This window comes from Pseudomonas sp. Ost2, assembly GCF_018326065.1.
Classification (GTDB): domain Bacteria; phylum Pseudomonadota; class Gammaproteobacteria; order Pseudomonadales; family Pseudomonadaceae; genus Aquipseudomonas; species Aquipseudomonas gingeri.
In genome coordinates, this window is the sequence record NZ_AP021904.1 from 4,465,573 (window position 1) to 4,491,475 (window position 25,903).

The window sequence follows — 25,903 nt, forward strand, 5'->3', positions numbered from 1 at the left end:
TCCACCGTGCGGTCCTGGAGACTCGAATGAAGAGCTTGTTAGCTGTGATCGCCCTGGCAGCGGCCTGCCTGAACACGGTAGCCGTGGCGGCGGCCGACGACTGGAAACTGGCCCACGAGGAAGACGGTATCCAGGTCTTCCTCAGCAAGGCACCCGGTTCGCATTACCAGAGCTTTCGTGGCGAGGTCGATATCAAGGCCGATGTCTCCACCCTCAGCGACCTGCAGGAAAACCTCCGGGTCGCCTGCAAGTGGCTGTATGCCTGCGCCGATATGCGCCTGCTGAAAAACGATGGCGACGACACGTGGGTCTACCTGACCACGGACCTGCCCTGGCCGGCCAGCCCGCGGGACATGGTGTTGCATGTGCACACCGAGCGCAACGACGACGGCAGCCTGATCCGCCACCTCGACGCGGCGCCCGACTACACCCCCGTGGTGCCGGGATTCATCCGTGTGCGCCAGCTGACAGGCACCTGGAAGATGCTGCCCAGGAGCGAAAATGAAACCCGCGTGACCTACCAGTTGCAGGCCGAGCCGGCGGGAGACATTCCTTCCTGGCTGGCCAACCGGTTTGTCGTCGATGCGCCAATGATCAGCCTCAAGACCCTGCGGGCGGTGGCGGAACGACAAGGGATCCGCCCGGCGGCGGCGGATGCCGGAACGACCGCACCCTGACCGCCGGTAAGCGAAGGGGTCAGTGGCCCAGGCGCTGCTTGAACCCTTCGATCCATGCCCGGACCATGGCCGAGTAAGGCGCTTCGGGCCGCGCCATGGCCTTCATCTCGCCGAGTATCTGGTCCTGCAGGAAACGCAGGCGCTTGGCGATACGCTCATCGCGATCCCGGCGGGCCTGGTCCTGCGGATCGATGATCGGTACATCCGGATCAGGGTCGAGCTCCTGGGCCATCAGGCCCATTTCCAGCGCCAGCATCTCCAGGAACTCCAGTTGCCGCAGCAAGCGCGTGCGCTCCTGCACCAGGCCGAGCCGATTCAAGCCGTAGACATGGATCGACACCGTGCCCTTGAGGCTCAGTCCCGTCTCCCGTGCTTCCCGGACCAGGCTATCGATGGCCGTGCCGGTGAGCGACGGCAGGTCGCTGCCCGGATGCGGCCTGGGCAAGACCAGGCCGATCAGGTTCTCGCGGTCGATATGAAACCTGAGGTGTTCGTCCGGGTTGTCCCGACAAGGGTCAAGCAACAGCGGGTACTCGGCGACCAGGTCGGAGCCTTCGGCCATCGCCCGCTGGCCGAGGATCGGAAAGCTGTCCTTCTTCCCCGTCAGTACCACACTCGCGTCACTGAAACCCTGGCGATGATCCAGCAGGGTCTGCAGCTTGGCCGACAGTTTGGGCGTGACCTGCTTGCGCTTGCGGTTGCAATCGATGCAACTGGGCAGCAGGTTGTCCCAGTCCATGGCCAGCCACCAGTAACCCGGATGACCGCTCTCCTCGGACACCGCGCCCTTGGGCCGGTAATGCTCGACATCCACCGGCGCCGTGGAGGCAAAGAAGCTTTCGCAGTAGGCGCACTTGCCATGGAACAGCTCATCGAGCTGCTTTTTCACACTGTCGGACTTGTAGACCGCAAATGCCGGCGGGCTGCCCGTTGGGGCGCGGAAGTAAGCTTGCAACTTGCCCAGTTCACGGGCGGCAGCCGAGTCGGTTCCGGACAGGGCATCGGGCAGCTTGGCGGTCTTGCGGATAACGGCACGCATGGTTCAGAGCGACTCCAGAATATCCAGGATACGTTGCCTGGAGGCGCTGCGCAGCTCACCCAGCCTGGCGCTCGACGCCTGCCGACGGTTCTTCAGGTACTCCACCACCGCCTCCTGCACCAGCCGTTGCACTTCGGTGGAACCCACCGGCAAGGCATCGCTGATATCCCGCTCGAAGCGCGCCCAGGCCTTGAGTTGCGCCTCGTTCAAGGGGTCATTCCGCTCGCGCGCGGCGAGGATATCGGCAAACCGCGCCAGTTCGCGTTCGGTGCCCGGCTGGTCGGTAGAGGTCAGGCTGAAAAAGTCCGAGGTCAGCAGTTGTTCGATGGTCAACTGGCTGACATCGGGCAATTCGACCAGTTGCTCGACCATGACCGGCAACTGGGTCTGGGGATCGCAATCACGGGCGACCCGGTGCATGACGATCACCTCATGGGCCTGCATGCCGCGCAGGCACAGCGGGTCGTGGGTGGTGGCGATAAAAGTGACCTTGGGCAACGCGCTGCGCAAGGCACGCATGATCTGGATCTTCCAGCGTGGATGCAGGTGCGCCTCGACCTCGTCGATCAGCACGATGGCCTGGGCCGTGGCCAAGGTGTCGAAGAACGGGTTGACCTGCCTGTTCATCAGGCCCTGCATGATGTCGCAGACCATCGCCAGGATCGACCGATAACCCGACGATGCCAGGCTCAGGGGCGTCTCATGGCGCGTCTGGCAGCCCGCGGTCGTGGTCACGATCAGGCAGCGCTGGCGCTCCTGGTCGCGCACCATCACGTCAAACTCGCCTTCGATCGACAGCACGTCCCGCAGGGCCCGTACCACCATCTTGAAATCCGGTTCCTTGAGGCTCAGCAACCACTTCTCGGGGTTGGACAGCAACACATCCGACTGGAACAGGTTGATGATCGACTTGGCCGCGCTGAAGCGCCGCACGCCCTTCTGGTACTGGCGAAAGGCACCGTAGGCGAAGACCGGCGGCAGTTGGCTCGGGCCTTCGACCGAGTAGACGCCGTCGGCAATGGTCAGCGTCCTGCGCACGCCCTGCTCGAAGGTGAGGGTCACACTGGCCGAGGCCGCCTGGGGCAACGACGCGGCGCCCATCAATTCCGGATTCAGCGGTAGCGCGCTGACATCCAGTTGCAACGCCGCCCTGGCCTTGTCCGTACACAGTGCCAGGGCGGTGGCCTCCAGCAGCGAACTTTTCCCGGCGGCGTTTTCGCCGAGAATCAGCAATGCCGGCTGCAAAGGTGGGGCTGTACCTGAAAAACCCTGTGAATGCCCGGGAACCGGCAGGTTCAGGCTGAGCTGTTCAATGCCCTTGAAATGATTGAGCTGGATCGAAAGCAACGAGGGGAAGCGCTCCGAGGCCCCCGTGAACGACTCGCTATCGGACCTGACGCTTTTGAGACTTGCATCGGTATACCAGGCCCGCAGCCGGGTGAGACGTTGACTGAAATGCTTGTCACGGGCCAGAACCATGAGGCTCTCGGCGATCTTGAGCCGCGACACCGGAAGAGGCTTTTCCCCCGAAAGCGTCAGGGCCGCGACGAGTCGGCGGCACAGCAGGTACCAGATACCGCCAAACTCCATTCCAGAAAAGTCGAAAATGGCCAGATAACCGGGATGTGCCAGCGAATCATCCTTCATGAGTTGCTCGAAGGTGCTGTCGATCAGCGTCCTCATGTAGCGATGAAGAGCCGTTCCTCTCTGCGCGCACAGCGCCGAGCGGTTGAGATTGAAATGCTGGGCGGTCAGTAGCCCTTCGGCACTGAGTCCGACCAGTTCCCCCGAGGAGAGGTCAATATCGAAATGCCTGGCGAAATCATGGTCAACGCAAGGGTCCAGCAGCAGGTTTTTCTCCTTGGGTGGATGATCACGCCACAGCCCGAGGTTTTCCTGCTCATAACGCAGCAGTTGCTGCTTGTCGGGCAAAGGCGCGCGCTTGCCCTTGACCGGGAAGAAACGCGGTTGGTCAGGCACGCAGGCTGCGCATATCGGATAGATATTCTCCCAAGCATGGCGCAGCCAGGCGTAATACAGGTGGGCGGAATCCTGGCCTTTGCTGGGTGCTGCGTTGGACGGTGGGCGAAATTGATACGGCTCGGTTTGCCCGGCACTCTCGCAGAAGGCGCATTTACCGTGAAACAGCCGCTGCAGGCCGAGCAGGATCGACGTTTCGTTGAAGTTGTCGAAGCTATCGGGCAGGCGGGTCTGCGCGCGCTTTTCAGGGCTGGCGAGAAAAAACTCCCTGAGCTGGTGCCGCGCCGGGGCAAAATCCGGGCCTTGAAAAACCTCCGGCACCGGCACAAAGCTGCGGTCAAATCGCTGCACGACTCATCTCCCTGACGATCCGGGAATACCCTGCGGCTTCCCTGAAAAAGCAGGGACTTTATAGGGCCTGCCGCAAAAAGTGGAGCCGTTTTTCGTCGCTGATTCCTTCGCTTGCCGTCAGGTACAAGCCCCCGGATGTGTTGCGCTATGTCACACTGGGCGCCGGAGCGCAGATGCTATATTCCCGCCCCTGCCCAGCGGCTTGAGCACGCCTTCAAGTCCCTGATCGATCTCCTGTTTATCCAGATGACGGTGACGTATTCAATGAGCAGTTCCCTTCCCCTCGCCCGCGATATCGACGGCAAGGCCATTGCCGCCCGGGTGCTCGAAGAAGTCCGGGCGGATGTCGCGGCCCTGGCGTTGCAGGCCGTTGTCCCGGCCCTGGCGGTGCTGCTGGTCGGCGAGGATCCGGCCAGTCATGTCTACGTGCGCAACAAGCTGCTGCGGGCCGAAGAGGCCGGTATCCGCTCGCTCGAATATCGCCTGCCGGCCACCACCACCCAGGCCGAAGTGCTGAAACTGATCGGCGAACTGAATATCGACCCCCTGGTGAACGGCATCCTGGTGCAACTGCCATTGCCGGCGCATATCGAGGAACAGGCGGTGATTCACGCCATCGACCCGATCAAGGACGTCGACGGTTTTCACCGGGAAAACGTCGGCGGGCTGGTCCAGGGCGCCGAAGTGCTGACACCCTGCACGCCCAGCGGCTGCATGCGCCTGTTGCAGGATACCTGCGGCGACCTGAGTGGCCTGCACGCGGTGGTCATCGGCCGGTCGAACATCGTCGGCAAGCCGATGGCGACCTTGTTGCTGCAGGCCCACTGCTCGGTCAGCGTAGTCCACTCGCGCAGCGTCGACGCCCCGGCACTGTGTCGCCTGGCCGATATCGTGGTCGCCGCCGTCGGCCGCCCGCACCTGATCGATGCCGGCTGGCTCAAGCCCGGCGCGGTGGTCATCGATGTCGGCATCAACCGTATCGAGACCGAGTCCGGGCCACGCCTGGTGGGCGATGTCGATTACGCCAGCGCCCGTACCGTGGCCAGTGCCATCACTCCGGTGCCCGGCGGTGTCGGGCCGATGACCATCGCCTATCTGCTGAAGAACACCGTGATTGCCACACACCTGCAACGTGGCCGGCAACTGCTCGGCGAGGCACCGGTTCAGCCATGAACTACACCTACCTGCTGATGCCCTCGCCTGTCGGTCAGTTGAAGCTGGTCGCCAGGGGCGAACGGCTCGCCGCGATCCTCTGGGAAGACGACAAGCCGAATCGCGTGCGCCTGGGCGACATGACCCTCGACCCGGAAAAGCCGGTGCTGATACGCACCGCCCGGCAACTGGCGGAGTACTTTGCCGGGACCCGCAACCACTTCGAGCTGGAGCTGGACTTCAGCGGCACCGAGTTCCAGAAAAAGGTCTGGCAGGCCCTGCTGACCATTCCCTTCGGTGAAACCCGGACCTACAGCGAAATCGCCCTGCAGATCGGCAGCACGCTCAAGGCGGTGCGGGCGGTCGGGGCGGCCAACGGCAAGAACCCGATCTCGATTGTCGCGCCCTGCCACCGGGTGATCGGCGCATCGGGCGAACTCACCGGCTTTGCCGGCGGGCTGGAGGCCAAGGCCTTGTTGCTGGAACTGGAAGGTTGTCAGTGGGCGAACGCCCGGAAAAACCGCTCGGCAACGACAAGGAAACCCCGTGCCAAGGCACAGAGTCCGAATCTGGAACTGCCGTTCTGAAGCGATCGATGCCGGGGGTGCCTAGATCACGCTACCGGCAAAGGCCCGGCGCCCGGCCTTCATCTCGGTGCGCAGCTCACCGATAAAGTTGGCCACCGAACGGACACTGGTGAAACTGCTGGTGGAGACACCATTGAGCTGCAGGTCCACGCGCCCGGAAACCGGATCGAAGATCTTGATCATCAGCGCGCCGCCGCCGTTGACCGTGCAGGTGCAGGACAGCGGCAGAAAACCGGATTCGATGGTCTGGCACAGCTTGTCTACTGGAAACATCACAGTCGTCCTTGAGGGAGGCTTCAGGCCGTTCTTGCCGATTCAGAGTAGACCAGCCGCGGCAACCTGCATGGCCCCTGACGACTTTGGGCCACGTCATGCCTGCGCCGGATTGAAAGAATGTGAACCCCGTCACAAGGTCCGAGCCGGTTCACTGTTTCGCCGGCAGCGCCACCGCGGCGAACGCCCTGCGCAGGCGCAGCATGTCATCGTCATTACCCACGGTAATACGCAGCCAGTTCGGCCAGTCATTCCAGATTCGTCCGACCCGCACGCCTCGTTGGGCCAGCCCCTGGGCAACGACATCGGCCGGACGACGCAGATTGACCATGAAGAAATTGCCCTGGGCCGCCGTGCAATCGAAGCCCCGCTCGCGGAACCACCCCACGCTTTCATCACGAATACGTGCGTTGGTGCGCTTGCGCTCGGCCAACAAGGAACGATCTTCCAGGCTGGCGATAGCCCCCATCAATGACGATGTAGCGGCCACATTCTGCTCGCCGAGCACATTCAGCGTTTCCAGCAGCGCCGGTTGCCCGACGGCAAACCCGAGACGTGCCCCCGCCATGCCGTAGATCTTGGAGAACGTGCGCAGTACCAGCAGGTCCGGGTGTTCCTTGACCAGCGCGACACAGCTGGGCGCATCGCAATAGTGAATGTACGCCTCGTCCACCACCACCAGGGCGCCGGCGGGCTTGTCCTTCAACAGGCGTTCGATCTGCGCCATGGGCGTGAGCGTCCCGGTCGGATTGTTCGGGTTGCAGATATAGATCGCCCCGGACTGCGGGTCCACCGAGAGCATCCGGTCAATATCGTGGGCATGTCCGGCATCGAGCGGCACCTCATGCACGGGCGCGCGATGGGCCTCGGCGGCCAGGCGTGGCGCCTCGTAGGACGGTGTCGCCATGACCAGGCTGCGCGGACCGGTAAACGCCAGCACCGCCTGCTGCAAGGCAACCTTGGAACCGGCATAGATACCGATGTTTTCCTCGGCGACGCCCAGTTGCCGGGCCAGCAGTGCCATCAACTGATATTGAAACGGGTAGGGATAACGCCCAGACAGGGCGATACCCTGCTCCATCGCCCGTCGTGCGGCGTCCGCGGGGCCCCAGGGACTTTCGTTGAAGTTGAGACAGACCTCACTGGAAGCCTTCGCTCCAGAGGGCCGCGCCTCTGAAAACGCCCGTCCGGCCCCACCCAGCAATGGCAATGCCGCCATCAACCCGACCATCGAACGACGCGTGATATCAACCATGAAAAAGCTCTCCCTTGATCAGTTGGACCCGATGGCGTTCAGGCCATTTGTGAAAAACTGTTACCAAGGGAGACGAAGCGAAAAAAGTACGATTTAGCAGCAATCGTGTACCAAAAAACCTACAGAAAGCGATCAACAAACGCGCTGGCGCCCAGGTCCTCGTCAGGACGCCGTACCGCGCCGATAAAACGCCAGTACCGCGCCCAGGGTCATCAGCAAGCCACCGGTCACCCGGTTGAACACCCGCAGGTGCCCGCCCTGCAAACGACTCAACAGCCGTGCACCGCAGAGTGCGTAGAACAGCATGATGCTGACATTGAGCAGGGTCAGCACCGCCGCCAGAGCCGCATATTGCGGCAGTTGCGGTTGGCTGCTGTCGATGAACTGCGGCAGGAACGCCGACATGAACAGCAGCGCCTTGGGGTTGGTCAGCGCCACCACGAAACAGCGCACGAACAGCGCGGAAGAACGCTTCGCCGTATCCACCGCCGGCAGCTCGTCGAGGGAACCGGTCGAGCGCAGCATTTTCCAGCCGAGCCAGACCAGATAAGCCGCACCCAGCCATTTCACCGCCTGGAACAGCGTCTCGCTGGCCTGCAGCAGGATCCCCAGGCCACAGGCCACGGCCGTCACCAGCAGCGCATCGGCGAGCACCGCCCCACCCATGCCCCAGGCCGCGGCCCGCACGCCGTGGTTGGAACCGTTGTGCAAGGCCAGCAACACCGTCGGGCCAGGCATGGCGATGATCGCCGCCGAACTGATCAGGAACAGCAGCAGGGTTGTCAGCGTCATGAAGGTCGCCTTGAAAGTGAAAAACAGCCGCCATTCTGCGGCCTGCACCGATGCCCATCAACCGCGGGTACGGCATCCTGTCGTTTGCACTGGACGGGGCTAAGCTGTTTCGTGATAAAACAAGGATCAGCACTGAAGCGTTTCAGCGTGTTTCCCACCAGACAGGGTGATAGCCTCATGACCGACCAGAAGCTGCTCGATTCACTGTTTCCCGCCGCCGCGGATATTCCGGAAAAATACCGCTTCGAAGGCCAGCTGGAGCAACGCGAATACCTAGTCAACGGTACCTTGCGCAGCTGGGACGGCCCGCTGGCGCAGGTCCGCAGCCCGGTGTACCTGAGCACCGCCAACGGCGATGAACAAGTGATCCTCGGCAGCACGCCGCTGCTCGATGCCGACACCGCCCTCACCGCCCTCGACGCCGCGGTCCGCGCCTATGACCGCGGCCAGGGCGAATGGCCGACGATGCGCGTGGCCGAACGCATCCAGCATGTCGAAGCCTTCCTGCGACGCATGCGCGAACAGCGCGAGGCGGTGGTCAAGCTGCTGATGTGGGAGATCGGCAAGAACCTCAAGGATTCCGAAAAGGAATTCGACCGCACCTGCGACTACATCGTCGACACCATCAATGCCCTCAAGGAACTCGACCGACGCTCCAGCCGCTTCGAGCTGGAGCAGGACACCCTCGGCCAGATCCGCCGCGTACCCATGGGCGTGGCGCTGTGCATGGGTCCCTACAACTATCCCCTGAACGAAACCTTCACCACCCTGATCCCGGCGCTGATCATGGGCAACACCGTGGTGTTCAAGCCGGCCAAGCTCGGCGTGCTGTTGATCCGTCCGCTGCTGGAAGCCTTCCGCGACAGCTTCCCGGCCGGGGTGATCAACGTGATCTATGGCAGCGGCCGGGAAACCGTCAGTGCCCTGATGGCCAGCGGCAAGATCGATATCTTCGCCTTTATCGGCACCAACAAGGCCGCCAGCGACCTGAAGAAACTGCATCCCAAGCCCCACCGCCTGCGCGCGGCCCTCGGCCTCGACGCGAAGAATCCGGGGATCGTGCTGCCGGAAGTGGACCTGGACAACGCGGTCAACGAATGTGTGACCGGTTCGCTGTCGTTCAACGGCCAGCGCTGCACCGCGCTGAAGATCCTCTTCGTGCACGAGGCGGTGGTCGACCGTTTTATCGAGAAGTTCAACCGCAAGGTGCAGAGCCTGCTTCCCGGCATGCCGTGGGAAAACGGCGTGTCGCTGACGCCGTTGCCGGAAGCGAGCAAGGTCGACTACCTCAACGGCCTGGTGGCCGATGCCCTGGGTAAGGGCGCAACGGTGGTCAACCCCGGTGGAGGCCAGACCCGCGCCTCGTTTTTCTACCCAGCGGTGCTGTACCCGGTGAATGCGCAGATGCGCGTGTACCAGGAGGAACAGTTCGGACCGGTGGTACCGATCGTGCCCTACCGCGACCTGGAAACCGTCATCGACTACGTGCTGGAGTCGGATTTCGGCCAGCAGTTGAGCCTCTTCGGCACCGATTCGACCCAGGTCGGGCGCCTGGTGGACACTTTCGCCAACCAGGTCGGCCGGATCAATATCAATGCCCAGTGCCAGCGTGGCCCGGACACCTACCCGTTCAACGGACGCAAGAACTCCGCCGAAGGCACTCTCTCGGTCCATGACGCCTTGCGGGTGTTCTCGATCCGCACGCTGGTGGCGACCAAGTTCCAGGAGAACAACAAGGCACTGATCAGCGACATCATCCGCAATCGCGAGTCGAGCTTCCTGACCACCGATTACATTTTCTAACCTATGTAAACTTTTGAAACATATTTATTGAAACTCGGCGAGCCGGCAGGCCAGGGATGGACTACCGCCTGACGCCGAGTGCGTCATCCTGGGCGTTGTACTCAAGGGACACGTGTGGCATATGGCATCTGGCCATGCATCGCGACGATGCCATGTCCATGATTTTAATACTAACCACACTGCCCTATCATCAAATGGACTTTGAACAGCAATGACACTCCCTGTCGACTTTTCTCCTGAGAAATATCTTGAGCTGCATGATGATGTAAGGGTTTCCGGAATGGATCCGGTGCAACACTTTCTACACTATGGAAAAAAAGAAGGCCGTGCGTATAAGGGATCAAGGGCCTTATATGCCAAGGCCAATGGAAACTATAGTTATGATGGCCTGCTTTCGATTCACAATCATGACTTCATGGTCGATGACAGGTTCATGGCTGCCTATGGCCGGGGCGTTGCTGCCGCTGGCACCGATTACAAATGGTACTGGAGGGTCTACATGGGACTCTGGGCCGCACGGTCGGCTGCAAAGTATGTCGGTGACTTTGTCGAGTGCGGCGTCAATTATGGTTTCCTTAGTTCAGCCATCATGTATGACCTGGACTGGAACAACACGGACAGGATGTTTTATCTCCTGGACACATTCTCCGGAATCGATGAGCGCTTTTTATCGGAGGAAGAAAGAACGGGGGGAGTCGCCAAAAAGAGTGCGGAGCTCGTCGAGTCGGGGGTGTATACATCAAACCTGGACGCGGTGAAGAAGAACTTCTCTGAATGGCACAATACGAAAATCATCCCTGGCAGCATTCCTGAAACCCTGTCGGCAATCGACTCGACCAAGATTGCTTTCCTGCATATCGACCTGAACAGCACCATCCCCGAAGTGGCAGCGATCGAGTTCCTGTGGGATCGCCTGGTCTCGGGTGCATTCATTCTGCTGGATGACTATGCCTACTATGGTTATCAACCGCAGAAGGAAGGCATGGACAAGTGGGCAGCCAAAATGGATCTGTCCATCGCCAGCCTGCCTACGGGCCAGGGCCTGCTGATCAAGCCCTAGAAACCTCGCGCCAACGCGGACCTCGCCCGCGTCAGATGCACAGGTACACAGCCAGCAACATCAGCGACAGCACCAGGATGGCTTCCCCGAACAGTTCGAGGGAGCCTTCCCTCTCCGGCCCGTAGCTCCAGCTGACGCTCGCCTGGCGCGTTGCCCAGCGCCTGCCCGGCTGGCGGTCGAAATGTCCCAGTGCCCAGATGGCGATCCCTATGGCACCGAACTCCAGGGCGATGATCAGGAAAAGTGTCATACCGCTGTCCTTTTTAGGCCAGTAATCAGGACATTAGGGGGCGATTCGGGAAAAACGTTCGTCATGAATAAAGTTTTTTTGCCGATGAAGACAATACCCACTCATTTTCTGTGCCTGCCCTGATCTATCATTGCACCCAGGGTCATTCGGCCACCGCTCCCGCCTATCTTCATAAGAACCCTATGCCACGTATCGACCTCCGCCGATTGATCCTGTTGCTGTCGCTTTCCGTCGTCACCCTGACCGCCGGCAACCTGTTCTTCGCCAGCTACCAGACCCAGCGCAACTTCCTGATGGCGCAGACCCTGGAAGCCAACCGGATCTACGCCCTGAAACTGGCCAGTTCCACGGAAAACTTTCTCAAGTCGACCCAGCAGCAACTGGCCTTCAGCGCGGGCCTGATCACCGATCTCTGGAACCAGCCGGAACAGCTGTGGCAGGAAGTTCACCGGCTGCGTCGCCAGACCGGCAGTTTCAACTCGGTGATCGTGATCCGTGCCGATGGCAAGATCATCGCCTCCTCGCCGCTGTCGATGAACCTGACCGGGGCCTTCTCCACCAGCGAAGGCTTCCGCCAGGCCAGCGCCTTGCGCCAGCCCTATATTTCCAGGCCCTATATCGGCGCCAACAACCATCTGATGATCCAGATCTCCCATCCGATCTTCGATGGCGATGGCAATTACCTGGGCTACCTGGGCGCCGGGATCTACCTCAACGAACCGAATATCCTGCACTCGCTGCTGGGCGAGCATTATTACCGTGACGGTTCCTACCTCTACGTGGTCGACACCCAGGGCCGGCTGATCTATCACCAGGACCCCGCACGGGTCGGCGACGTGATCAAGGGCAATCCGGCGATCGACGCGGTGATCGCCGGCGAGACCGGCAGCCTGCGCCTGACCAACTCCCAGGGCATCGACATGCTCACCGGTTACGCCCCTGTGCCGCGGATCGGTTGGGGGGTGATCAGCCAACGACCCACCGATATCACCCTGGAGGGCCTGAAACGGCTGATGCTGGAGGTCGCCGGCTACGCCGTGCCGTTGCTGCTGCTGTCGCTGCTGGGGATCTGGTGGGTTTCGACGCTGATCACCCGGCCGCTCTGGCAACTGGCCAACTCCACCCAGTACTGGGGTTCCTCGACGGCCGCGCAATCGGTGAGCAAGGTGAAGGCCTGGTACTACGAGGCGGCCCAGTTGAAAAACGCCATGCAGAAGGCCCTGCTGTCGCTGCACCAGCAACTCGGCCGGCTGAACCAGGAAAACGTCACCGACCCGCTGACCGGCCTGACCAACCGGCGCGGCCTGCAATTGATCCTCGAGGATTGGGAAAGCCGCCGCCAGCCGTTCGCGGTGCTGGCCCTGGATATCGACCACTTCAAGCAGGTCAACGACAGCTACGGGCACAGTGCCGGCGACCTGGTGCTGCAACACCTGGCCCAGCAGATGCGCCGCCATTCCCGGGAAAGCGACGTGCTCTGCCGCCAGGGCGGTGAAGAGTTCATGATGCTGCTGCCCGGCACGCCCCTGGCCCAGGCCGTCCAGGTGGCCGAGCGGTTGCGCGCGGCCATGGCCTACACCGAAAGCCCGAACGGCATCCCGGTCACCGTGTCCCTCGGCGTCACCGACTGGCCCCGGGACCGCCAGAGCATCGCCCTGGCCCTCAAGGAAGCGGACCGGGCCCTGTACCGGGCCAAGGGCAACGGCCGCAACCGGGTGGAATCGGTCGCTCCGGGAATGCCGCCGAACGACGCGAACGGATAGACTGGACACCCCGGACGACGCACCACGGGCCCACCGGCCTTTACCCGCCTTTCCAGACCCTGAACCCCCGACGACTTCGGGGATTTCTTTCGAGATGTGCAACCAGCATGACCTTCAATTTCGACACGCTACTCGACCGCCGCAACACCGGCAGCACCAAGTGGAGCCGTTACCCGGCCGATGTCCTGCCCATGTGGGTGGCAGACATGGACCTGCCGGTCGCGAACGCGATCACCCAGGCCTTGCACCAGCGTCTTGAACACCCGCAACTGGGTTACAGCGTGGCCCAGGATGCCCTGCGCCAGGCCATCGTCGCCGACCTCTGGGCCAAGTACGCCTGGCGCGTGCAGCCCCAGGAGCTGATTTTCCTGCCCGGTGTCGAACCGGGTTTCAACATGGCCCTGCGCGCCTTTGTGCAACCGGGCCAGAATGTCGTGGTGCAGACCCCCAACTACCGCCCGCTGCGCCTGGCCCCGGGCCACTGGAACCTGCCGAAAATCGAGCTGGCGTTCGATCGCGATGCCCATGGCGACTACATCACCCCGTTCGCCGCCCTGCACAGCGCCTTGCAGGGCGGCGGCGCGCTGCTGCTGAGCAACCCGCACAACCCGCTGGGCAAGGTCTTTCCCCGGGAAGAACTGCAACAGATCGCCGATATCTGCCTGGAACAGGGCGCGCTGATCGTCTCCGACGAAATCCACGGCGACCTCTGTTTCGACGGCCGCCGGCATGTACCGATCGCCTCGCTGAGCCCGCAGATCGCCCGGAACACCATCACCCTGATGTCGGCGAGCAAGGCCTACAACATCGCCGGGTTGAAAACCGCCTACGCGATCATTCAGGACGCCACGGTCCGCGAGCGCTTCAACGCCGCCCGCGGAGGCATGGTCGACAGTGTCAACACCCTCGGCCTGGAAGCCACGCTGACCGCCTACACCGAATGCGGACCGTGGCTCGAGGAACTGGTCAAATACCTGCAGGCCAACCGCGACTACCTGCAACACGCCGTGCAGACCCGCTTGCCGGGGGTGGTCATGCAGCCGGCCCAGGGCACCTACCTGGCGTGGCTGGATTGCACGGCATTGGGCCTGGAGGATCCGTACACCTTCTTCCTGGAGCAGGCCAAGGTCGGCTTGAGCGCGGGCATCGAGTTCGCCGACGATGCCCGGCAGTTCGTCCGCCTGAACTTCGGTTGCCCCAGAGCGCTGCTGGAAGAAGGCATCCGGCGCATGGAAGACAGCCTGCGCCAGCGCTGAGCCGTTCGTTCCCACGCTCCGCGTCACAGGAGCGGACGCAGAGCGTCCGTTGAGGCATTCCCACGCGGAGCGTGGGAACGATCTACGATGGCGTGGCAACGATCATCAGGCTAGTAGCGGAACTGCCCCCCATGAATCGCCTGCAACACCTCGTCGGTGACCGGCACATAGGTTTCCGAACCCGGTAACCAGGCGTAGACCGGATCTTCCCCGACCTGGCCCGGGTCGAACGCTTCGTTCTTCAACCGGGTCTTCTGGTACTTGAAGGTACCCGTGGTTTCCATGCAGGACTTGACCCGCAGAAACAGCGGCACCGCATAGAACGGCATCTGGCTGCGGGCGAACTGCAGCAGGTCGTCCAGATCCAGCTGCTCCTGGGGCACCGCCGGGGTGATCGCGACCATGCCGGCACGGCCGTTGGTGTTCCTGATCTCCACGCCGTAGGCCACGGCCTCGCTGATATGCGGGTGCAACACCAGGATGTTCTCGACCTCGGTGGTAGAAACGTTTTCACCTTTCCAGCGATAGGTATCCCCCAGGCGATCGACAAACTGGGCATGGCCGAAACCGATATCGCGGATCAGGTCGCCGGTATTGAAATAGCGATCGCCCACCTCGAACACATCATGCAAGACCACCTTCTTGTTCTTTTCCGGGTCGGTATAGCCGTCGAACGGTGCCTTGTCGTCGATCTTGGCCAACAGCAGGCCCTGCCCGCCCTTGCCGACCTTCAGCATGAAACCGTCCGGGCCACGACGCGGCTCGCCGGTATCGTGGTCGTACTCCACCAGCGACCATTCGTTGAGGGCAAAACCGATGGTGTTGTCGAAGTTGAGGATGTTGGAAAAGCCGATATTGCCGTCACTCGCGGCATACAGCTCGCAGACCCGGTCGATGGCGAAACGCGCCTTGAACTCGGTCCAGACGCCAGGACGCAGGCCATTGCCGATCATCTTCACCACCGGGTTGTCGGCATCGTCAGCGGCCGCCGGCCGGTCGACCAGGTAGCGGCACAGTTCGCCGACGTAACAGAGCGTGGTGGCCTTGAACCGCCGTGCATCTTCCCAGAAATGACTGGCGCTGAACTTGCGGCGGATGGCGAAGCCCGATGCGCCGGCCAGGGCTGAGCCCCAGCTCACGCACAGGCCGGTGGCGTGGTAGAGCGGCAAGGTGCAGTAGATGATGTCGTCGGGCTGCATATCCAGGGCGATCAGGCCGAAGCTGCCGTAGACCCGCATCCAGCGCCCGTGCTTGAACACCCCGGCCTTGGGCAGTCCGGTGGTGCCCGAGGTATAGATGTAGAAGCAGGCATCGTCGGCGTAGATCTGCTGGCTGGTGATCGGATTGATGACCGGATGCTCTTCGCTGACCCGCGCCAGGTTGACATAACCCGCGGGCGCCTGGCCCGGGTCGCGGGTGGTATCGGCGTCGGCGAGGAAGTAACAGCTCGACGCGTCGATGGCGACCTGGTCGCGTACGCCATCGTAGGCCGCGACCAGCTCCTCACCGACGATGATCGCGGTCGGCTTGACCAGGTTCAGGCTATGGATCAGCACGTTGTTGGTTTGCGACGTATTGAGCATGGCGCAGATCCCGCCGGCCTTGCTCACCGCCAGTACGCTCACCAGCAGCTCGGGGCGGTTCTCGATGAAAATGCCGACCACGTCGCCCTTTTTCAGGCCACGTGCCAGCAGGTAGTGGGTAATGCGATTGGCCCACTGGTTGACCTGCCGGTAGCTGAACCGGCTGTCCTTGTAGAGCAAGGCCACGCCATCGGGGTTGCGCTGCACCGCCTGCTCGAACGACCAGGCCAGGCCGCAGGGTTGATCGGCCTTGGGCTTGGACACCTTGACGCCCTTCACCAGCCGGGGAATCGCCCGGGTAATGGTGGGAATCTTGCGCATCATCATGCCCCAGGTAATCATATCGCTGTTGCTGCTCATGGCACCTCCTAATGGGTTGGCCCACTGGATACCGGGCCAACCGGTCCTTTCCTTTGCCTACCCGCCATGGACAACGCCTTCGCGCATGCGGATACGGGAAGGCGCTGCATCGCGCGGTCAGAACTCGTCGGCGACCGACTCGAGAATCTTGCCCATCAGGTACACGGTGGTCCGTGCCACCTGCTTCACCGACTCCTTCTCTTCATCGGTGACCACCCAACGGTCGATGGCCGCGTTGACCTCCTCGGAGTGCTTGGCATCGATGATCGCGTGGGCGACAAAGAAGGTCATTTGCTTGTCGGTGAGCTTGAGGCTGTTCTTGCAGATATCCATCATCGGCTCGAGGTGCTCGTAGGAGTCCTCCGCCCAGAAGCTGTAGCCCAGGCGTGGAATGATCCCGCGGCAGACGGAGACATAATCCAGGTAGCCGTAGAAGGCCTCGGTGGCCGGCAGCATCGGTTTTTCGAATTCGGCCGGGTCCACGCCGATGGCGATCAGGTCGTTGTAGGCCATGTTTTCATGGCCAAGCTCTTCCAGCGCGTGCTTCATGGCGAAACGCAGCAGGCCGACCTTCTTGTGGTCCTGGTTCCAGCAGGCCACGGCCTGGTTGATCGCGTTGTTCTTGGTGTAGTGATACACCTGGACAATCGACTTGATATACAACTCGCGTTGCAACTCGGGGCGCTTCATCATCTGAAAGAAGCGGCCAGCCTTGATCTTGGCCCATTCGGCATCACAGACAGCCTTCAACTCATCTCTGAACTCAGTCATTTCACTCTTTCCCTGGTGGTGTTATAGATCGTTTATGACATTTCTTATGTACCGGCGCGAACGCGGGTTTACAGGCGCAACACGGATTTGATGATGTACATGAACTTGGAGAAGAAGCCGACGCCCTCGATAGTGTCCCAGTGTTCCATCAGCACACCGTTTTCCACACGATAGATATCGATCACCTTGTACTTCACGGTAAAGAATCTATGTTTGGCCCAATGGGTCGCATAGAGGAAGACATAATCGCCTTCGGCACACACTTGCTTGATACTGGTCCCGGACTCCGGAAAGGTCTTGAAGAACTGCGCAAAGTAGCTCTTGAATCCTTCACGGCGCGGCGGAATGAACACGTTGTTGTGTTGCACATAGTCTTCGGCAATCAGCGTATCGGCGACCGCGAGTTCACGCTGGCCGAACATGCGCTCGTAAAATTCGATGACCACGGCCTTGTTCTGGGCTTCCATCTGACATCAACCTCGTTATTGTCGATTTATTATGTTTTTCAGACCGCCAGGGCCTGGCGTCCCGCGCGGGCAGCGAGGGTATGGCGGATCAGCCCGTCGATGTCCTTGAGGTCCGCCGGGCATTGCTCCAGGCCGAAGAAGGGCGTCACCGACGGCAGCAGATCGCCCTTGTACAAGGCGTAGTAGTGATCGCCACGGGCCTTGATCTGGAACAGGATGCCGTCCTGGTCAAACACCGAGCTGTCGAACTTCGGCGCCAGCCGGGGTTTCACGTAAGTGATGAAAGTCTTGTAGCCGCCCAGCAGGGCCACCAGCGACGCACCGGTCATCGCCAGGGCGCTGACCACGTTCCTGACCGGGGCATGTTTATCGACAATCAACCGCGACAGCTCCACGCATTCGTTCTCGTAACCGGGCCCGGAGAACGCCAGCAAACGCTGGTGATCGATAAACTCCCCGGACTCATGGGGAAACGGCGTAATACGCTGGGTGCCGATAATCTCGCCATCGTAATAACAGGCAAATACATAAGAGCGGGCATCGTACTCATCGAGGCAGACGGTTTCATCGACCGAATCGCCGAACAGCGTCCGATAATAAACCTTGCGCTGCCCGTACAATCGATAACGCGCCCGTGACAACTCGGAAAACTGTTGAGGCGTTACAATCTGGCGAATACTGACTTTGTCGGACTGACAGTGTTCGTGCAGGACCGAATCATAGAAACTGTAGATAGCTGCACCGGCGGTATCATCTTTCACCAGCTGCATACTTGCCAATGGCAACTCGGTCTTGTTACTCCCGTATGACGACATAAGACGCTCCTTGTTATTATGATCTGTATTATTTGGCTCGACCAGGCACACGACATAACACCCATGACTCAATTCATGAGTTCACCTCCTTGAACGTGCAAAGTTGATCACTGATCGTTTCCATGCTCTGCGTGGGAATGCCTCACCGGACGCTCCGCGTCCGTGCTGGCTGTGACGCGGAGCGTCACGGGCTGCGTTCCCACGCAGAGCATGGGAACGATCATCAAGCGAAGCCGGCTGTCGTCAGAGTTGTTCCAGGGCCGAACGGATCTTGCCGGCGCGCTCGACCAGCAACTGCGGGCTGGCCAGTGGAATATCGGCGTGGGCGAGGTTGAAGCCATCGCCGACAAAGCGCGCGAGGACATGCAAATGGGCGTGACCGACGGTCTGACCGGCAACGGCCCCGTCGCACAACAGCAGATTGATGCCTTCGCAGGAGCGCTCGTTCAGCAGTATCCCGCTGTTGCGCAACGCGCTAGCCATACGCTGCCCGACCACCATCATGTGGCCTGCGGTTTGCGGGGGGATATCGGCCAGGCCGGTGGCGTGGGCCTTGGGAATGACCAGCACATGACCGGGAGTGATCGGCTGGATGGAAAGCAGCGCCAGGCACTGTTCGTCTTCATAGACGATGCTGGCAGGTGCTTCTTGTCTGGCGATTGCACAGAAAATGCAGTTCACGGGTTAGCTCCCTCTATTGTTATATGCGCAAGACCGGCTTGGTATCCGGGCTTGCGACAGGCTGAATTCCCTTACAGACCTATCATCGCTGACCGCACAATGTGAGGCGAAAATACGTCCGACCCGGAATGCCTGTACACGGGAGTTTTGAAATTTTTTGTATCCGCAACGCCTCCATTAAACACAGCCCATTGATTTTATTGGGTTTTATTCATGGAAATTTCTTACATAAAAAATCGCAAATCACTGACACGCAACGTCCTACCCGGCTTATCCGAACCCCGTACGGCAGGCATAAAAAATCCGGCGTGCCGAATGGACGCCGGATGCTGAGGTAGCCCGAAGGTGAGCCCACCCTGCCCCGGGCAGGATGGCTCGTCGCCTACGCCTGTTTCTTCAGGCGCGGCCTGGCCTTGGGAAAATAGGGGGACTTCACCAAGCCCGTCGGCACCGGTGTCCGGACCCGGCTCGAAGGCTCTTCGGCCGGTGCCGCGCCACCAAACTCGGCCACGTACGGGGTCTGCCCGCAGCGCACCAGATTGTTGATCGGGAATTCATCGCCATTATCTTCCATGTATGCCTTTTTCATTCGAACACTCCTTGCAAAGATTCATCACCACCAGCCCATGGCTGACGCCTGAAAAACCTTGAGCGTAGCCGACTGACAGCGATTCGCAGGCTCTGGCACAAGGATCCGACGAATGACCACTCGGTCACGGACTTCCGAAGTCGTCACACGCCCTTCACACCCTTTTCACCTCCATACCCCTAGATTCGACTCACTCCTTTTGAATCCCATTCAGCCCGCCCACACTGCGGGCTTTTTTTTGCACGTCACGCCCCCAGGCGCTGGCTCAACGCCCGGAATGCCGCCAGCACCTCTTCCGGTTTCTCCAGCATCAGCTGATGCCCACAGGCGTGCAGCACCTGGAAGCGTGCGTCCGGCAGCTGTTCGGCCAGCGCCTCGCCACCGCTGGCCGGGGTCAGGCCGTCGCTGTCACCGGCCACCACCTCGACCGGCAACCTGAGGTTCGCCAGGTGCCCGGCATCCGGCCATTGCACGCCCTCCAGCAGTCCCTTGAATACATACAGGCGGTTGCGCTCGGTGAGCTTTTCCTCATAGGCCACCAGCCCCGCATCGGCGGACCCGTGCCAGGCGCGCTGGCGAAAGCCCCTGGCCAACACTGGCCGGATCAGTTCCAGCACCCAGGCCGGCAACGCCATCAACCCACCGCGACTCAACGGCCGATGCAACTGTGTGCCGAGCAACAAGGCGCCGCTGACCGACTGCACCTGCAACAGGGTGCTCAGGGACAGCCCGGTGCCGAACGAGTGGGCCACGATCAGGTTGCGCCGGCCGCCGAAGCGACGCAGCAGTTCCAGGTAATCGGCGACCAGTTCGGCCCAGGCGTACGCCGCGGGCCGCCGTGGCTTGTCGCTCTCGCCATGGCCGAGCAGGTCCCACGCCACCAGGCTGTAGCCCTCCTCGCCCAGCGCCTGCCACTGGTGACGCCACTGGTCCTTGTTGCCCCCGCGCCATGGCAGAAGAACACCACGCTATCGGCCCGTTCCCGGCCGGGCTGGTGGGCCACGCTCAGGCGCCGCCCCGGACGGATCTCCAGCAGTTCGCCTCGCACCCGCGGTAAATCAACAGAGGAATAGGGTTCAGCCATGCCAAGAGTGTCCTGTCAGAAAAATAGAGAATAGATCGCCGCTCACCAGGCACCCTCGCGGCTCGGTTCGGCATTCGCCGCCGGCGCCACAACCGGCGAGGCGCCCAGCAGGGTCCGGGTATAGGGGTGTTGCGGCTCGGCGAACAGCCGGGCGGTCTCGCCCTGTTCGACGATCCGCCCGCCCTGCATCACCGCGATGCGATCGCACAGACGCGCCGCCACCCGCAGGTCATGGGTGATAAACACCATGCTCAGGCGCAGGCGCCGTTGCAGGTCCTCCAGCAGTTCGAGGATCTGCACCTGGATCAGCGCATCCAGTGCCGAGACGCATTCATCGGCGATGAGGATCTTCGGGCGCACCGCCAGCGCCCGGGCGATGCCGATCCGCTGTCGTTGCCCGCCGGAAAACTCATGGGGATACCGTTCGAAGGCCGTCGCCGGCAGCCCTGCCAGTTCCAGCATTTCACGGGCCCGCCGGGCCGACTCGGCCACCGAGACGCCTTGCGCCAGCGGCCCGGTCATGATGATCCGGCCGATGGTCTGGCGCGGATTGAGCGAGGCGAACGGGTCCTGGAAGATCATCTGGATATCCCCGCGCAACGGGCGCAGGTGCCGCTGGGACAGATCGGCCACGTCCTTTCCCTGCCATTGCAGGTGCCCGCCATCGGGCTGCAGCAGGCGCACCAGGCAGCGTCCAAGGGTCGACTTGCCGGAACCGGACTCGCCGACAATCCCCAGGGTCTCGCCTTCGCGCAGATGCAGATCGAGCCCGGCCAGTGCCTGTTGGGTGCGACGGCGCCACCAGCCATGGCGACCGCTGAAGGACTTCTCCAGTTGTCGCGCCGCCAGCACCAGCGGCGCATCGACGATGGCCGGGCGCGGTGCCAGCGGACTGGCCGATGCCGCTGCCAGCAGGCGCCGGGTATAGTCCTGGCGCGGCGCCTGCAGGACCTGCCGGGCGGTGCCCTGCTCCACCAGATGACCTTTTTCCAGCACCAGCACCCGGTCGGCGATGGCCTGTACCACGGCAAAGTCGTGGGTGATAAACAGTACCGCCATGCCCTTGTCGCGCTGGATCCTGCGCAGCAATTCAAGGATCTGCGCTTGCGTGGTGACATCCAGAGCCGAGGTCGGTTCGTCGGCGATCAACAAGGCCGGATCAAAGGCCAGTGCCATGGCGATCACCACCCGCTGGCGCTGACCGCCGGACAGTTCGAAGGGATAGGCGTGGCGCAGGCGTTCCGGGTCCGGCAGGCCGACATAACCCAGCAACTCGATCACCCGCTGACGGCGTGTCGCGGCCGCGGCAACGCCATGGGCCTGCAGGGTTTCGTCGATCTGCCGGCCCACGCTCAGCAACGGGTTCAGGGCACTCATGGGTTCCTGGAAGACCATGCTGATCTCCCGGCCACGCAACTCGCGCATGGCCTCTTCGCCACGCCCGGCAAGGTCCTCGCCGCGCCAGCGGATATGCCCCGCTTCAATCGGCAGGGACGCCGGCAGCAGGCGCAGCAACGCCTTGGCCAGCATCGACTTGCCGGACCCCGACTCGCCCACCACACAGAGCAGTTCGCCGCGTTCGAGTTGCAACGACAGGTCATACAGCGCATGACTGCGATCCGCGCCGCGAGGCAGTGCAATGCGCAGGTGCTCGACGCTCAGCAAGGGATGGATGTCTTGGCTCATGCCGCCGCTCCCTGTTGCCGGTCCGGCTCGAACGCCACCCGCAGGCCTTCGCCGACACGGTTGACCGCGAGCACGCAGAACAGGATCGCCAGGCCGGGCCACAGGCTCATCCACCAGGCATCGCGCAACAGGCCGCGGGAGGCATTGATCATGTAGCCCCAGCTCATGGCCTCGGGGTCGCCGAGACCGAGAAAAGCCAGGGCCGCTTCGGTAAGGATCGCGCTGGCCATGACAAAGGTCAGGGTCACCAGCAACGGCGCCAGGGCATTGGGCAGGATCTGCCGGAAGATGATCGCCGACGACGACTGCCCGAGCACCCGCGCCGCCTGCACGAACTCGCGCTGGCGCAGGCTGAGGAATTCGCTGCGCACCAGCCGCGCCACCGCCGGCCAGGCCACCAGGGCAATGGCCAGGACGATCGAGCCCAGGGACGGTTCGAGAATCGCCACGAGGATCACCGCCAGCACCAGTTGCGGGATGATCTGAAAAAACTCGGCGACACGCATCAACACACCGTCGAGCCAGCCGCCGAAGTAACCGGCCACGGCCCCGACCAGGGCGCCGACCAGCAATGTCGCCAGGCTCGCCAGCGCGGCCACCGCCAGGGACACCCGTGCCCCGTACAGCAGGCCGCTGCCCAGGTCGCGCCCGAGCATGTCGCTGCCCAGCCAGTGCGCGCGGTCCTGGAACGGTGCCAGCATCGGCGCACTGTTCATGTCCCAGGGCGAACTGTCGGTCAGCCACGGCGCGGCCGCAGCCAGCGCAGCGAGGACCAGCAGGAACAGGACGCCGGCCACCGCCGAAGGCTGTGCCAGGAAACGGCGCAGGAAAGGATATCGGCTCATCAGTGCCGCCCTCCGGCGCCGATACGTGGATCGAGCCAGCGGCACGCCAGATCGGTCAGCAGGTTGAAACTCACCACCATGATCGAAATCACCAGGAAACCACCCATCAATACCCCGTAGTCCCGTTGCGCCAGCGCCTCGTACATCAGGCGGCCGATACCCGGCCAGGAATAGACCACTTCCACCAGCAGGATCCCGCTGGCCAGTTGGCCCAGTTGCAGGCCGGCAAAGGTCACCACCGGCAGCAGTGCATTGCGCAGCACATGCGCCCAGAGAATCCGTCGCGGTCGCAAGCCTTTCGCCCGGGCGGTGCGCACGTATTCCTGGCCCAGCGCCTCCAGCGTCGCGGCGCGGGTCAGGTGGATATACAGCGCCAGGAACAGAAAGCTCAGGGACAGGCACGGCAACACCAGGTGCCGCGCGCGGTCGGCCCACCAGGCACCGCCGTGGAAATCCGCGGCGACGGTTTCCATGCCGAAGGCCGGCAGCCAGTCGAGGCTGACCGAAAACAGCAGGATCAACAGCATCGCCAGCCAGAACGACGGGATCGCAAACAGCAACAGCGCACCCTGGGAGATCAGTTGGTCGAGCCAGCGCCGCTGCTCGCGGCTACGGGCGGCCAGTACGCCGAGGGCGATTCCCAGCAGCGACGACAGCAGGAACGCCGAGCCCATCAGCGCCAGCGTCGCCGGCAGGCGCTCGGCGATCAGCGACCAGACCGAGGTCTGGTTGCGGTAGGAGTAGCCCAGGTCCAGCCGCGCCACCTGCCCGAGATAGATCAGCAGTTGCTGGACCACGGGCTTATCCAGGCCCATCTGCTGGCGCAACTGCTCGATGTAGTGCCCGTCATCGACCCCCGCCTCGCCGGCCATCAGCAACGCCGGGTCACCGGGAGCCAGGCGCACCAGCAGGAAACTCAGGACCAGCACCCCGAGCACCATCGACAGTGCCCGCAGCACCCGGCCGCCGAGGAAGATCAGCCCGCTCATGGTGCCGGGGCGTCGAGGTAGACGCCTTCATCGTCTTCGTTGAGGCTGGTGGCCGTCTGCAGCAGATTCTTCACCTGGCTGTGGTAGAGCGTCGGATAGCGCATCTCGAAGATCGGCGCGATGGGCAGGTCGCTGTTCAGGCGGTTTTCCAGCTGGCTGTAGACCTGGCGACGCTGCTCGCCTTCCGGGGTGTCGGCCACCTTGTTCCACAGGGCGTCCGCCTCCGGGCTGCTGTAGCCGCTGACATTGGCGAACGGCGAAGTCTTGAGGATGTAGTCCGAGCGATAGAGATAGGCGGTGGTCAGGTAGGGATCGCCGATCTGGAAGATGAAGTTGTAGGTCAGGTCGAAATCCCAGTCGCTGACCCGCTGGAACCAGGTCGCGGCATCCGAGGTCACCACCTGCACCTTGAAGCCCAGGGGTTGCAGGGACTGCTTGGTGTATTCGGCCAGGCGCTCCCAGGCACCGCCTTTCTCGCCGTTGAGCAGGCGGATACGCACCGCGCCGACATCGACGCCGGACTCGGCGATCAGCGCCTTGGCCTTCTTCACGTCATAGCCGTACTGCGGCAGTTGCGGGTCGTGATACGGCGAACTGGAGACGAACGGCCCCTGGGCGACCTTGCCCGAACCGAAGAAAATGTTGTCGACGACAAACTGCCGGTTCAGCGCATAGAGGATCGCCTGGCGGACCTTGGGATTGTTCAGCGGTGGCTTGCGGGTGTTGATCTGCAGGAAGGCCAGGCCCGAGTACAGCTCCCAGCCCTGCTCCGAGGACTGCACGCCGGGCAGGCCGCCCAGGCGCTTCAGATCGGAGTAATCGGCGTCGCCGCTGCGCAGGACCTGGACGTCGCCACGCTCGAAGGCCGCGGCCCGCGAGGAAGCATCGGGAATCACGTGAAAGACAATGCCGTCGAGGTGCGGCAGGCCTTTTTTCCAGTAGTCGGGGTTCTTGCCCAGCTTGATATAGGCGCCGCGCTTCCACTCCTGAAAGACAAAGGGACCGGTGCCGACAGGCTTGAGGTTATAGGGATTGTTACGAAAGTCGGTGCCCTCGTACAGGTGTTTCGGCACCACCGGGCGCAGGCCGCTGCCCAGGGAGGACAGCAACGGCGCGAAAGGTTTCTTCAGGTGGAAGGTCACCTGCAACGGACCGCTGGCGTCGATGGACGCCACATACTCGGTGAAGACGCCGCCGAGGCGCTTGTCCACCTCCGGGTAGAAGGTCTGGAAGCTGAACACCACGTCGGCCGCGGTGAAGGGCTGGCCGTCGTGCCAGCGCACACCCTCCTGCAGGTCGAAGGTGTAGGTCAGGCCATCGGGAGTAATCGTCCAGCTCTTGGCCAGTACCGGCTTGGGCTGGAGCTGGGTGTCGTAGGTCAGCAGGCCCTGGAGGATCTTGCCACTGACGTACTGGGTCGAGACATGGGAGACCACGCCGTGCATCAGCGATGGCGGTTCCGGCTGGGCCACCAGATTCAGTACCCCGCCATCCCGTGGTTGTGCCTGTACGCTACCGGCCAGGATCAGCGCGCTGGCGGCGAGGCCGAGCAACACCCGGCGCAGGGGCCGGGCGTGGGACGAAGGGGTCGGGGTGAGATCAGGCATGGCGCGCTCCGCAAAAAGGTTCGGCAGGTGCAGGCCCGCCAACCGCGAGACCTGCCCTTTGAAGCGGTTTAGCAAGGCCTGTGCCAGTGCTTTCGCGGCCCTGTCCGGCGGCGCTGGCGGGACATTGCGCGGCAGGCGGCCTGATGAAAAAACCACAACCCGCGTTTGCCGGTGTGGAAAAAGCAGCA

The 25,903-nt window shown here is 62.4% G+C and carries 24 protein-coding genes; 7 read left to right on the forward strand and 17 right to left on the reverse strand.

Features of this window, described 5'->3' with window-relative positions; all coding sequences use genetic code 11:
• Nucleotides 1–26 precede the first annotated feature (26 nt).
• On the forward strand, nucleotides 27–677 hold the full coding sequence (locus KI243_RS19660; RefSeq protein ID WP_017124367.1) for an START domain-containing protein: 651 nt from the start codon (nucleotides 27–29) through the stop codon (nucleotides 675–677).
• A 19-nt stretch (nucleotides 678–696) separates the two neighbouring features.
• On the opposite strand, the gene KI243_RS19665 is transcribed toward KI243_RS19660, so the two are convergent.
• Nucleotides 697–1,716 (reverse strand): HNH endonuclease, encoded by a 1,020-nt coding sequence (locus KI243_RS19665; protein ID WP_017124366.1) that lies wholly within the window; start codon nucleotides 1,714–1,716, stop codon nucleotides 697–699.
• A gap of 3 nt (nucleotides 1,717–1,719) precedes the next feature.
• The gene (locus KI243_RS32925) at nucleotides 1,720–4,047 is read right to left on the reverse strand and encodes an AAA family ATPase (RefSeq protein ID WP_244861751.1); all 2,328 of its coding nucleotides are present in this window, start codon (nucleotides 4,045–4,047) and stop codon (nucleotides 1,720–1,722) included.
• Between the two features lie 264 nt (nucleotides 4,048–4,311).
• Here KI243_RS32925 and folD point away from each other — a divergent pair, with 264 nt between their 5' ends.
• Both folD and KI243_RS19680 read left to right on the forward strand, forming a co-directional pair.
• Nucleotides 4,312–5,220: a bifunctional methylenetetrahydrofolate dehydrogenase/methenyltetrahydrofolate cyclohydrolase FolD gene (gene folD, locus KI243_RS19675; RefSeq protein WP_212809779.1), complete on the forward strand. Its 909-nt coding sequence runs from the start codon at nucleotides 4,312–4,314 to the stop codon at nucleotides 5,218–5,220.
• Nucleotides 5,217–5,786, forward strand: a complete 570-nt coding sequence (locus KI243_RS19680) for a methylated-DNA--[protein]-cysteine S-methyltransferase (protein WP_212809780.1) — start codon at nucleotides 5,217–5,219, stop codon at nucleotides 5,784–5,786. The genes folD and KI243_RS19680 overlap by 4 nt, the downstream gene beginning before the upstream one ends.
• A 21-nt stretch (nucleotides 5,787–5,807) precedes the next feature.
• Here the strand turns inward: KI243_RS19680 and KI243_RS19685 are convergent, their stop codons facing one another.
• The 3 genes from KI243_RS19685 to KI243_RS19695 form a co-directional block, all read right to left on the reverse strand.
• Nucleotides 5,808–6,059 carry a DUF1652 domain-containing protein gene (locus tag KI243_RS19685; RefSeq protein ID WP_017124362.1) on the reverse strand — a complete coding sequence of 84 codons (252 nt, stop codon included), beginning with the start codon at nucleotides 6,057–6,059 and terminating at the stop codon, nucleotides 5,808–5,810.
• A 151-nt stretch (nucleotides 6,060–6,210) separates the two neighbouring features.
• Nucleotides 6,211–7,314, reverse strand: coding sequence for an aminotransferase class I/II-fold pyridoxal phosphate-dependent enzyme (locus KI243_RS19690; RefSeq protein WP_212809781.1), 1,104 nt, complete (start codon nucleotides 7,312–7,314; stop codon nucleotides 6,211–6,213).
• 162 nt (nucleotides 7,315–7,476) lie between these two features.
• Entirely contained in the window at nucleotides 7,477–8,106 is a 630-nt protein-coding gene (locus tag KI243_RS19695; protein ID WP_042934610.1) for a LysE family translocator, read from the reverse strand.
• Nucleotides 8,107–8,283: 177 nt separating this feature from the next.
• Here KI243_RS19695 and KI243_RS19700 point away from each other — a divergent pair, with 177 nt between their 5' ends.
• Together KI243_RS19700 and KI243_RS19705 are read left to right on the forward strand one after the other, a co-directional pair.
• On the forward strand, nucleotides 8,284–9,909 hold the full coding sequence (locus tag KI243_RS19700) for an NADP-dependent glyceraldehyde-3-phosphate dehydrogenase (RefSeq protein ID WP_178990032.1): 1,626 nt from the start codon (nucleotides 8,284–8,286) through the stop codon (nucleotides 9,907–9,909).
• Nucleotides 9,910–10,120: 211 nt separating this feature from the next.
• Nucleotides 10,121–10,969 (forward strand): TylF/MycF/NovP-related O-methyltransferase, encoded by an 849-nt coding sequence (locus tag KI243_RS19705; protein ID WP_212809782.1) that lies wholly within the window; start codon nucleotides 10,121–10,123, stop codon nucleotides 10,967–10,969.
• Nucleotides 10,970–11,000: 31 nt separating this feature from the next.
• Here the strand turns inward: KI243_RS19705 and KI243_RS19710 are convergent, their stop codons facing one another.
• The gene (locus KI243_RS19710) at nucleotides 11,001–11,219 is read right to left on the reverse strand and encodes a hypothetical protein (protein WP_017124358.1); all 219 of its coding nucleotides are present in this window, start codon (nucleotides 11,217–11,219) and stop codon (nucleotides 11,001–11,003) included.
• 182 nt (nucleotides 11,220–11,401) lie between these two features.
• Here KI243_RS19710 and KI243_RS19715 point away from each other — a divergent pair, with 182 nt between their 5' ends.
• A complete protein-coding gene (locus KI243_RS19715; protein ID WP_177087784.1) occupies nucleotides 11,402–12,982 on the forward strand; it encodes a sensor domain-containing diguanylate cyclase in 1,581 nt (526 codons plus the stop codon).
• Nucleotides 12,983–13,089: 107 nt separating this feature from the next.
• Complete coding sequence (locus tag KI243_RS19720) at nucleotides 13,090–14,238, forward strand: PatB family C-S lyase (protein ID WP_177128961.1); 1,149 nt, start codon at nucleotides 13,090–13,092, stop codon at nucleotides 14,236–14,238.
• Nucleotides 14,239–14,348: 110 nt separating this feature from the next.
• Here the strand turns inward: KI243_RS19720 and KI243_RS19725 are convergent, their stop codons facing one another.
• The 11 genes from KI243_RS19725 to KI243_RS19775 all read right to left on the reverse strand — a co-directional run bounded on the left by KI243_RS19725 (nucleotide 14,349) and on the right by KI243_RS19775 (nucleotide 25,715).
• Complete coding sequence (locus KI243_RS19725; RefSeq protein WP_212809783.1) at nucleotides 14,349–16,181, reverse strand: long-chain-acyl-CoA synthetase; 1,833 nt, start codon at nucleotides 16,179–16,181, stop codon at nucleotides 14,349–14,351.
• A gap of 117 nt (nucleotides 16,182–16,298) precedes the next feature.
• On the reverse strand, nucleotides 16,299–16,952 hold the full coding sequence (locus KI243_RS19730; protein WP_017124354.1) for an iron-containing redox enzyme family protein: 654 nt from the start codon (nucleotides 16,950–16,952) through the stop codon (nucleotides 16,299–16,301).
• Nucleotides 16,953–17,020: 68 nt separating this feature from the next.
• Nucleotides 17,021–17,419: an ester cyclase gene (locus KI243_RS19735; RefSeq protein WP_017124353.1), complete on the reverse strand. Its 399-nt coding sequence runs from the start codon at nucleotides 17,417–17,419 to the stop codon at nucleotides 17,021–17,023.
• A 38-nt stretch (nucleotides 17,420–17,457) separates the two neighbouring features.
• A complete protein-coding gene (locus KI243_RS19740; protein ID WP_017124352.1) occupies nucleotides 17,458–18,234 on the reverse strand; it encodes a hypothetical protein in 777 nt (258 codons plus the stop codon).
• Between the two features lie 243 nt (nucleotides 18,235–18,477).
• A complete protein-coding gene (locus KI243_RS19745) occupies nucleotides 18,478–18,915 on the reverse strand; it encodes an HIT family protein (protein WP_017124351.1) in 438 nt (145 codons plus the stop codon).
• Nucleotides 18,916–19,297: 382 nt separating this feature from the next.
• A complete protein-coding gene (locus KI243_RS19750; protein ID WP_017124350.1) occupies nucleotides 19,298–19,504 on the reverse strand; it encodes a hypothetical protein in 207 nt (68 codons plus the stop codon).
• Nucleotides 19,505–19,749: 245 nt separating this feature from the next.
• Complete coding sequence (locus KI243_RS19755; protein WP_348529744.1) at nucleotides 19,750–20,460, reverse strand: alpha/beta fold hydrolase; 711 nt, start codon at nucleotides 20,458–20,460, stop codon at nucleotides 19,750–19,752.
• Between the two features lie 170 nt (nucleotides 20,461–20,630).
• Nucleotides 20,631–22,274: an ABC transporter ATP-binding protein gene (locus tag KI243_RS19760; RefSeq protein WP_177128965.1), complete on the reverse strand. Its 1,644-nt coding sequence runs from the start codon at nucleotides 22,272–22,274 to the stop codon at nucleotides 20,631–20,633.
• On the reverse strand, nucleotides 22,271–23,119 hold the full coding sequence (locus KI243_RS19765; RefSeq protein WP_212809784.1) for an ABC transporter permease: 849 nt from the start codon (nucleotides 23,117–23,119) through the stop codon (nucleotides 22,271–22,273). Before KI243_RS19765 ends, KI243_RS19760 begins: the two co-directional genes overlap by 4 nt.
• Nucleotides 23,119–24,108 (reverse strand): ABC transporter permease, encoded by a 990-nt coding sequence (locus tag KI243_RS19770; RefSeq protein WP_212809785.1) that lies wholly within the window; start codon nucleotides 24,106–24,108, stop codon nucleotides 23,119–23,121. Before KI243_RS19770 ends, KI243_RS19765 begins: the two co-directional genes overlap by 1 nt.
• Nucleotides 24,105–25,715: an ABC transporter substrate-binding protein gene (locus tag KI243_RS19775; protein WP_177087770.1), complete on the reverse strand. Its 1,611-nt coding sequence runs from the start codon at nucleotides 25,713–25,715 to the stop codon at nucleotides 24,105–24,107. Before KI243_RS19775 ends, KI243_RS19770 begins: the two co-directional genes overlap by 4 nt.
• Between the last annotated feature and the right edge of the window lie 188 nt (nucleotides 25,716–25,903).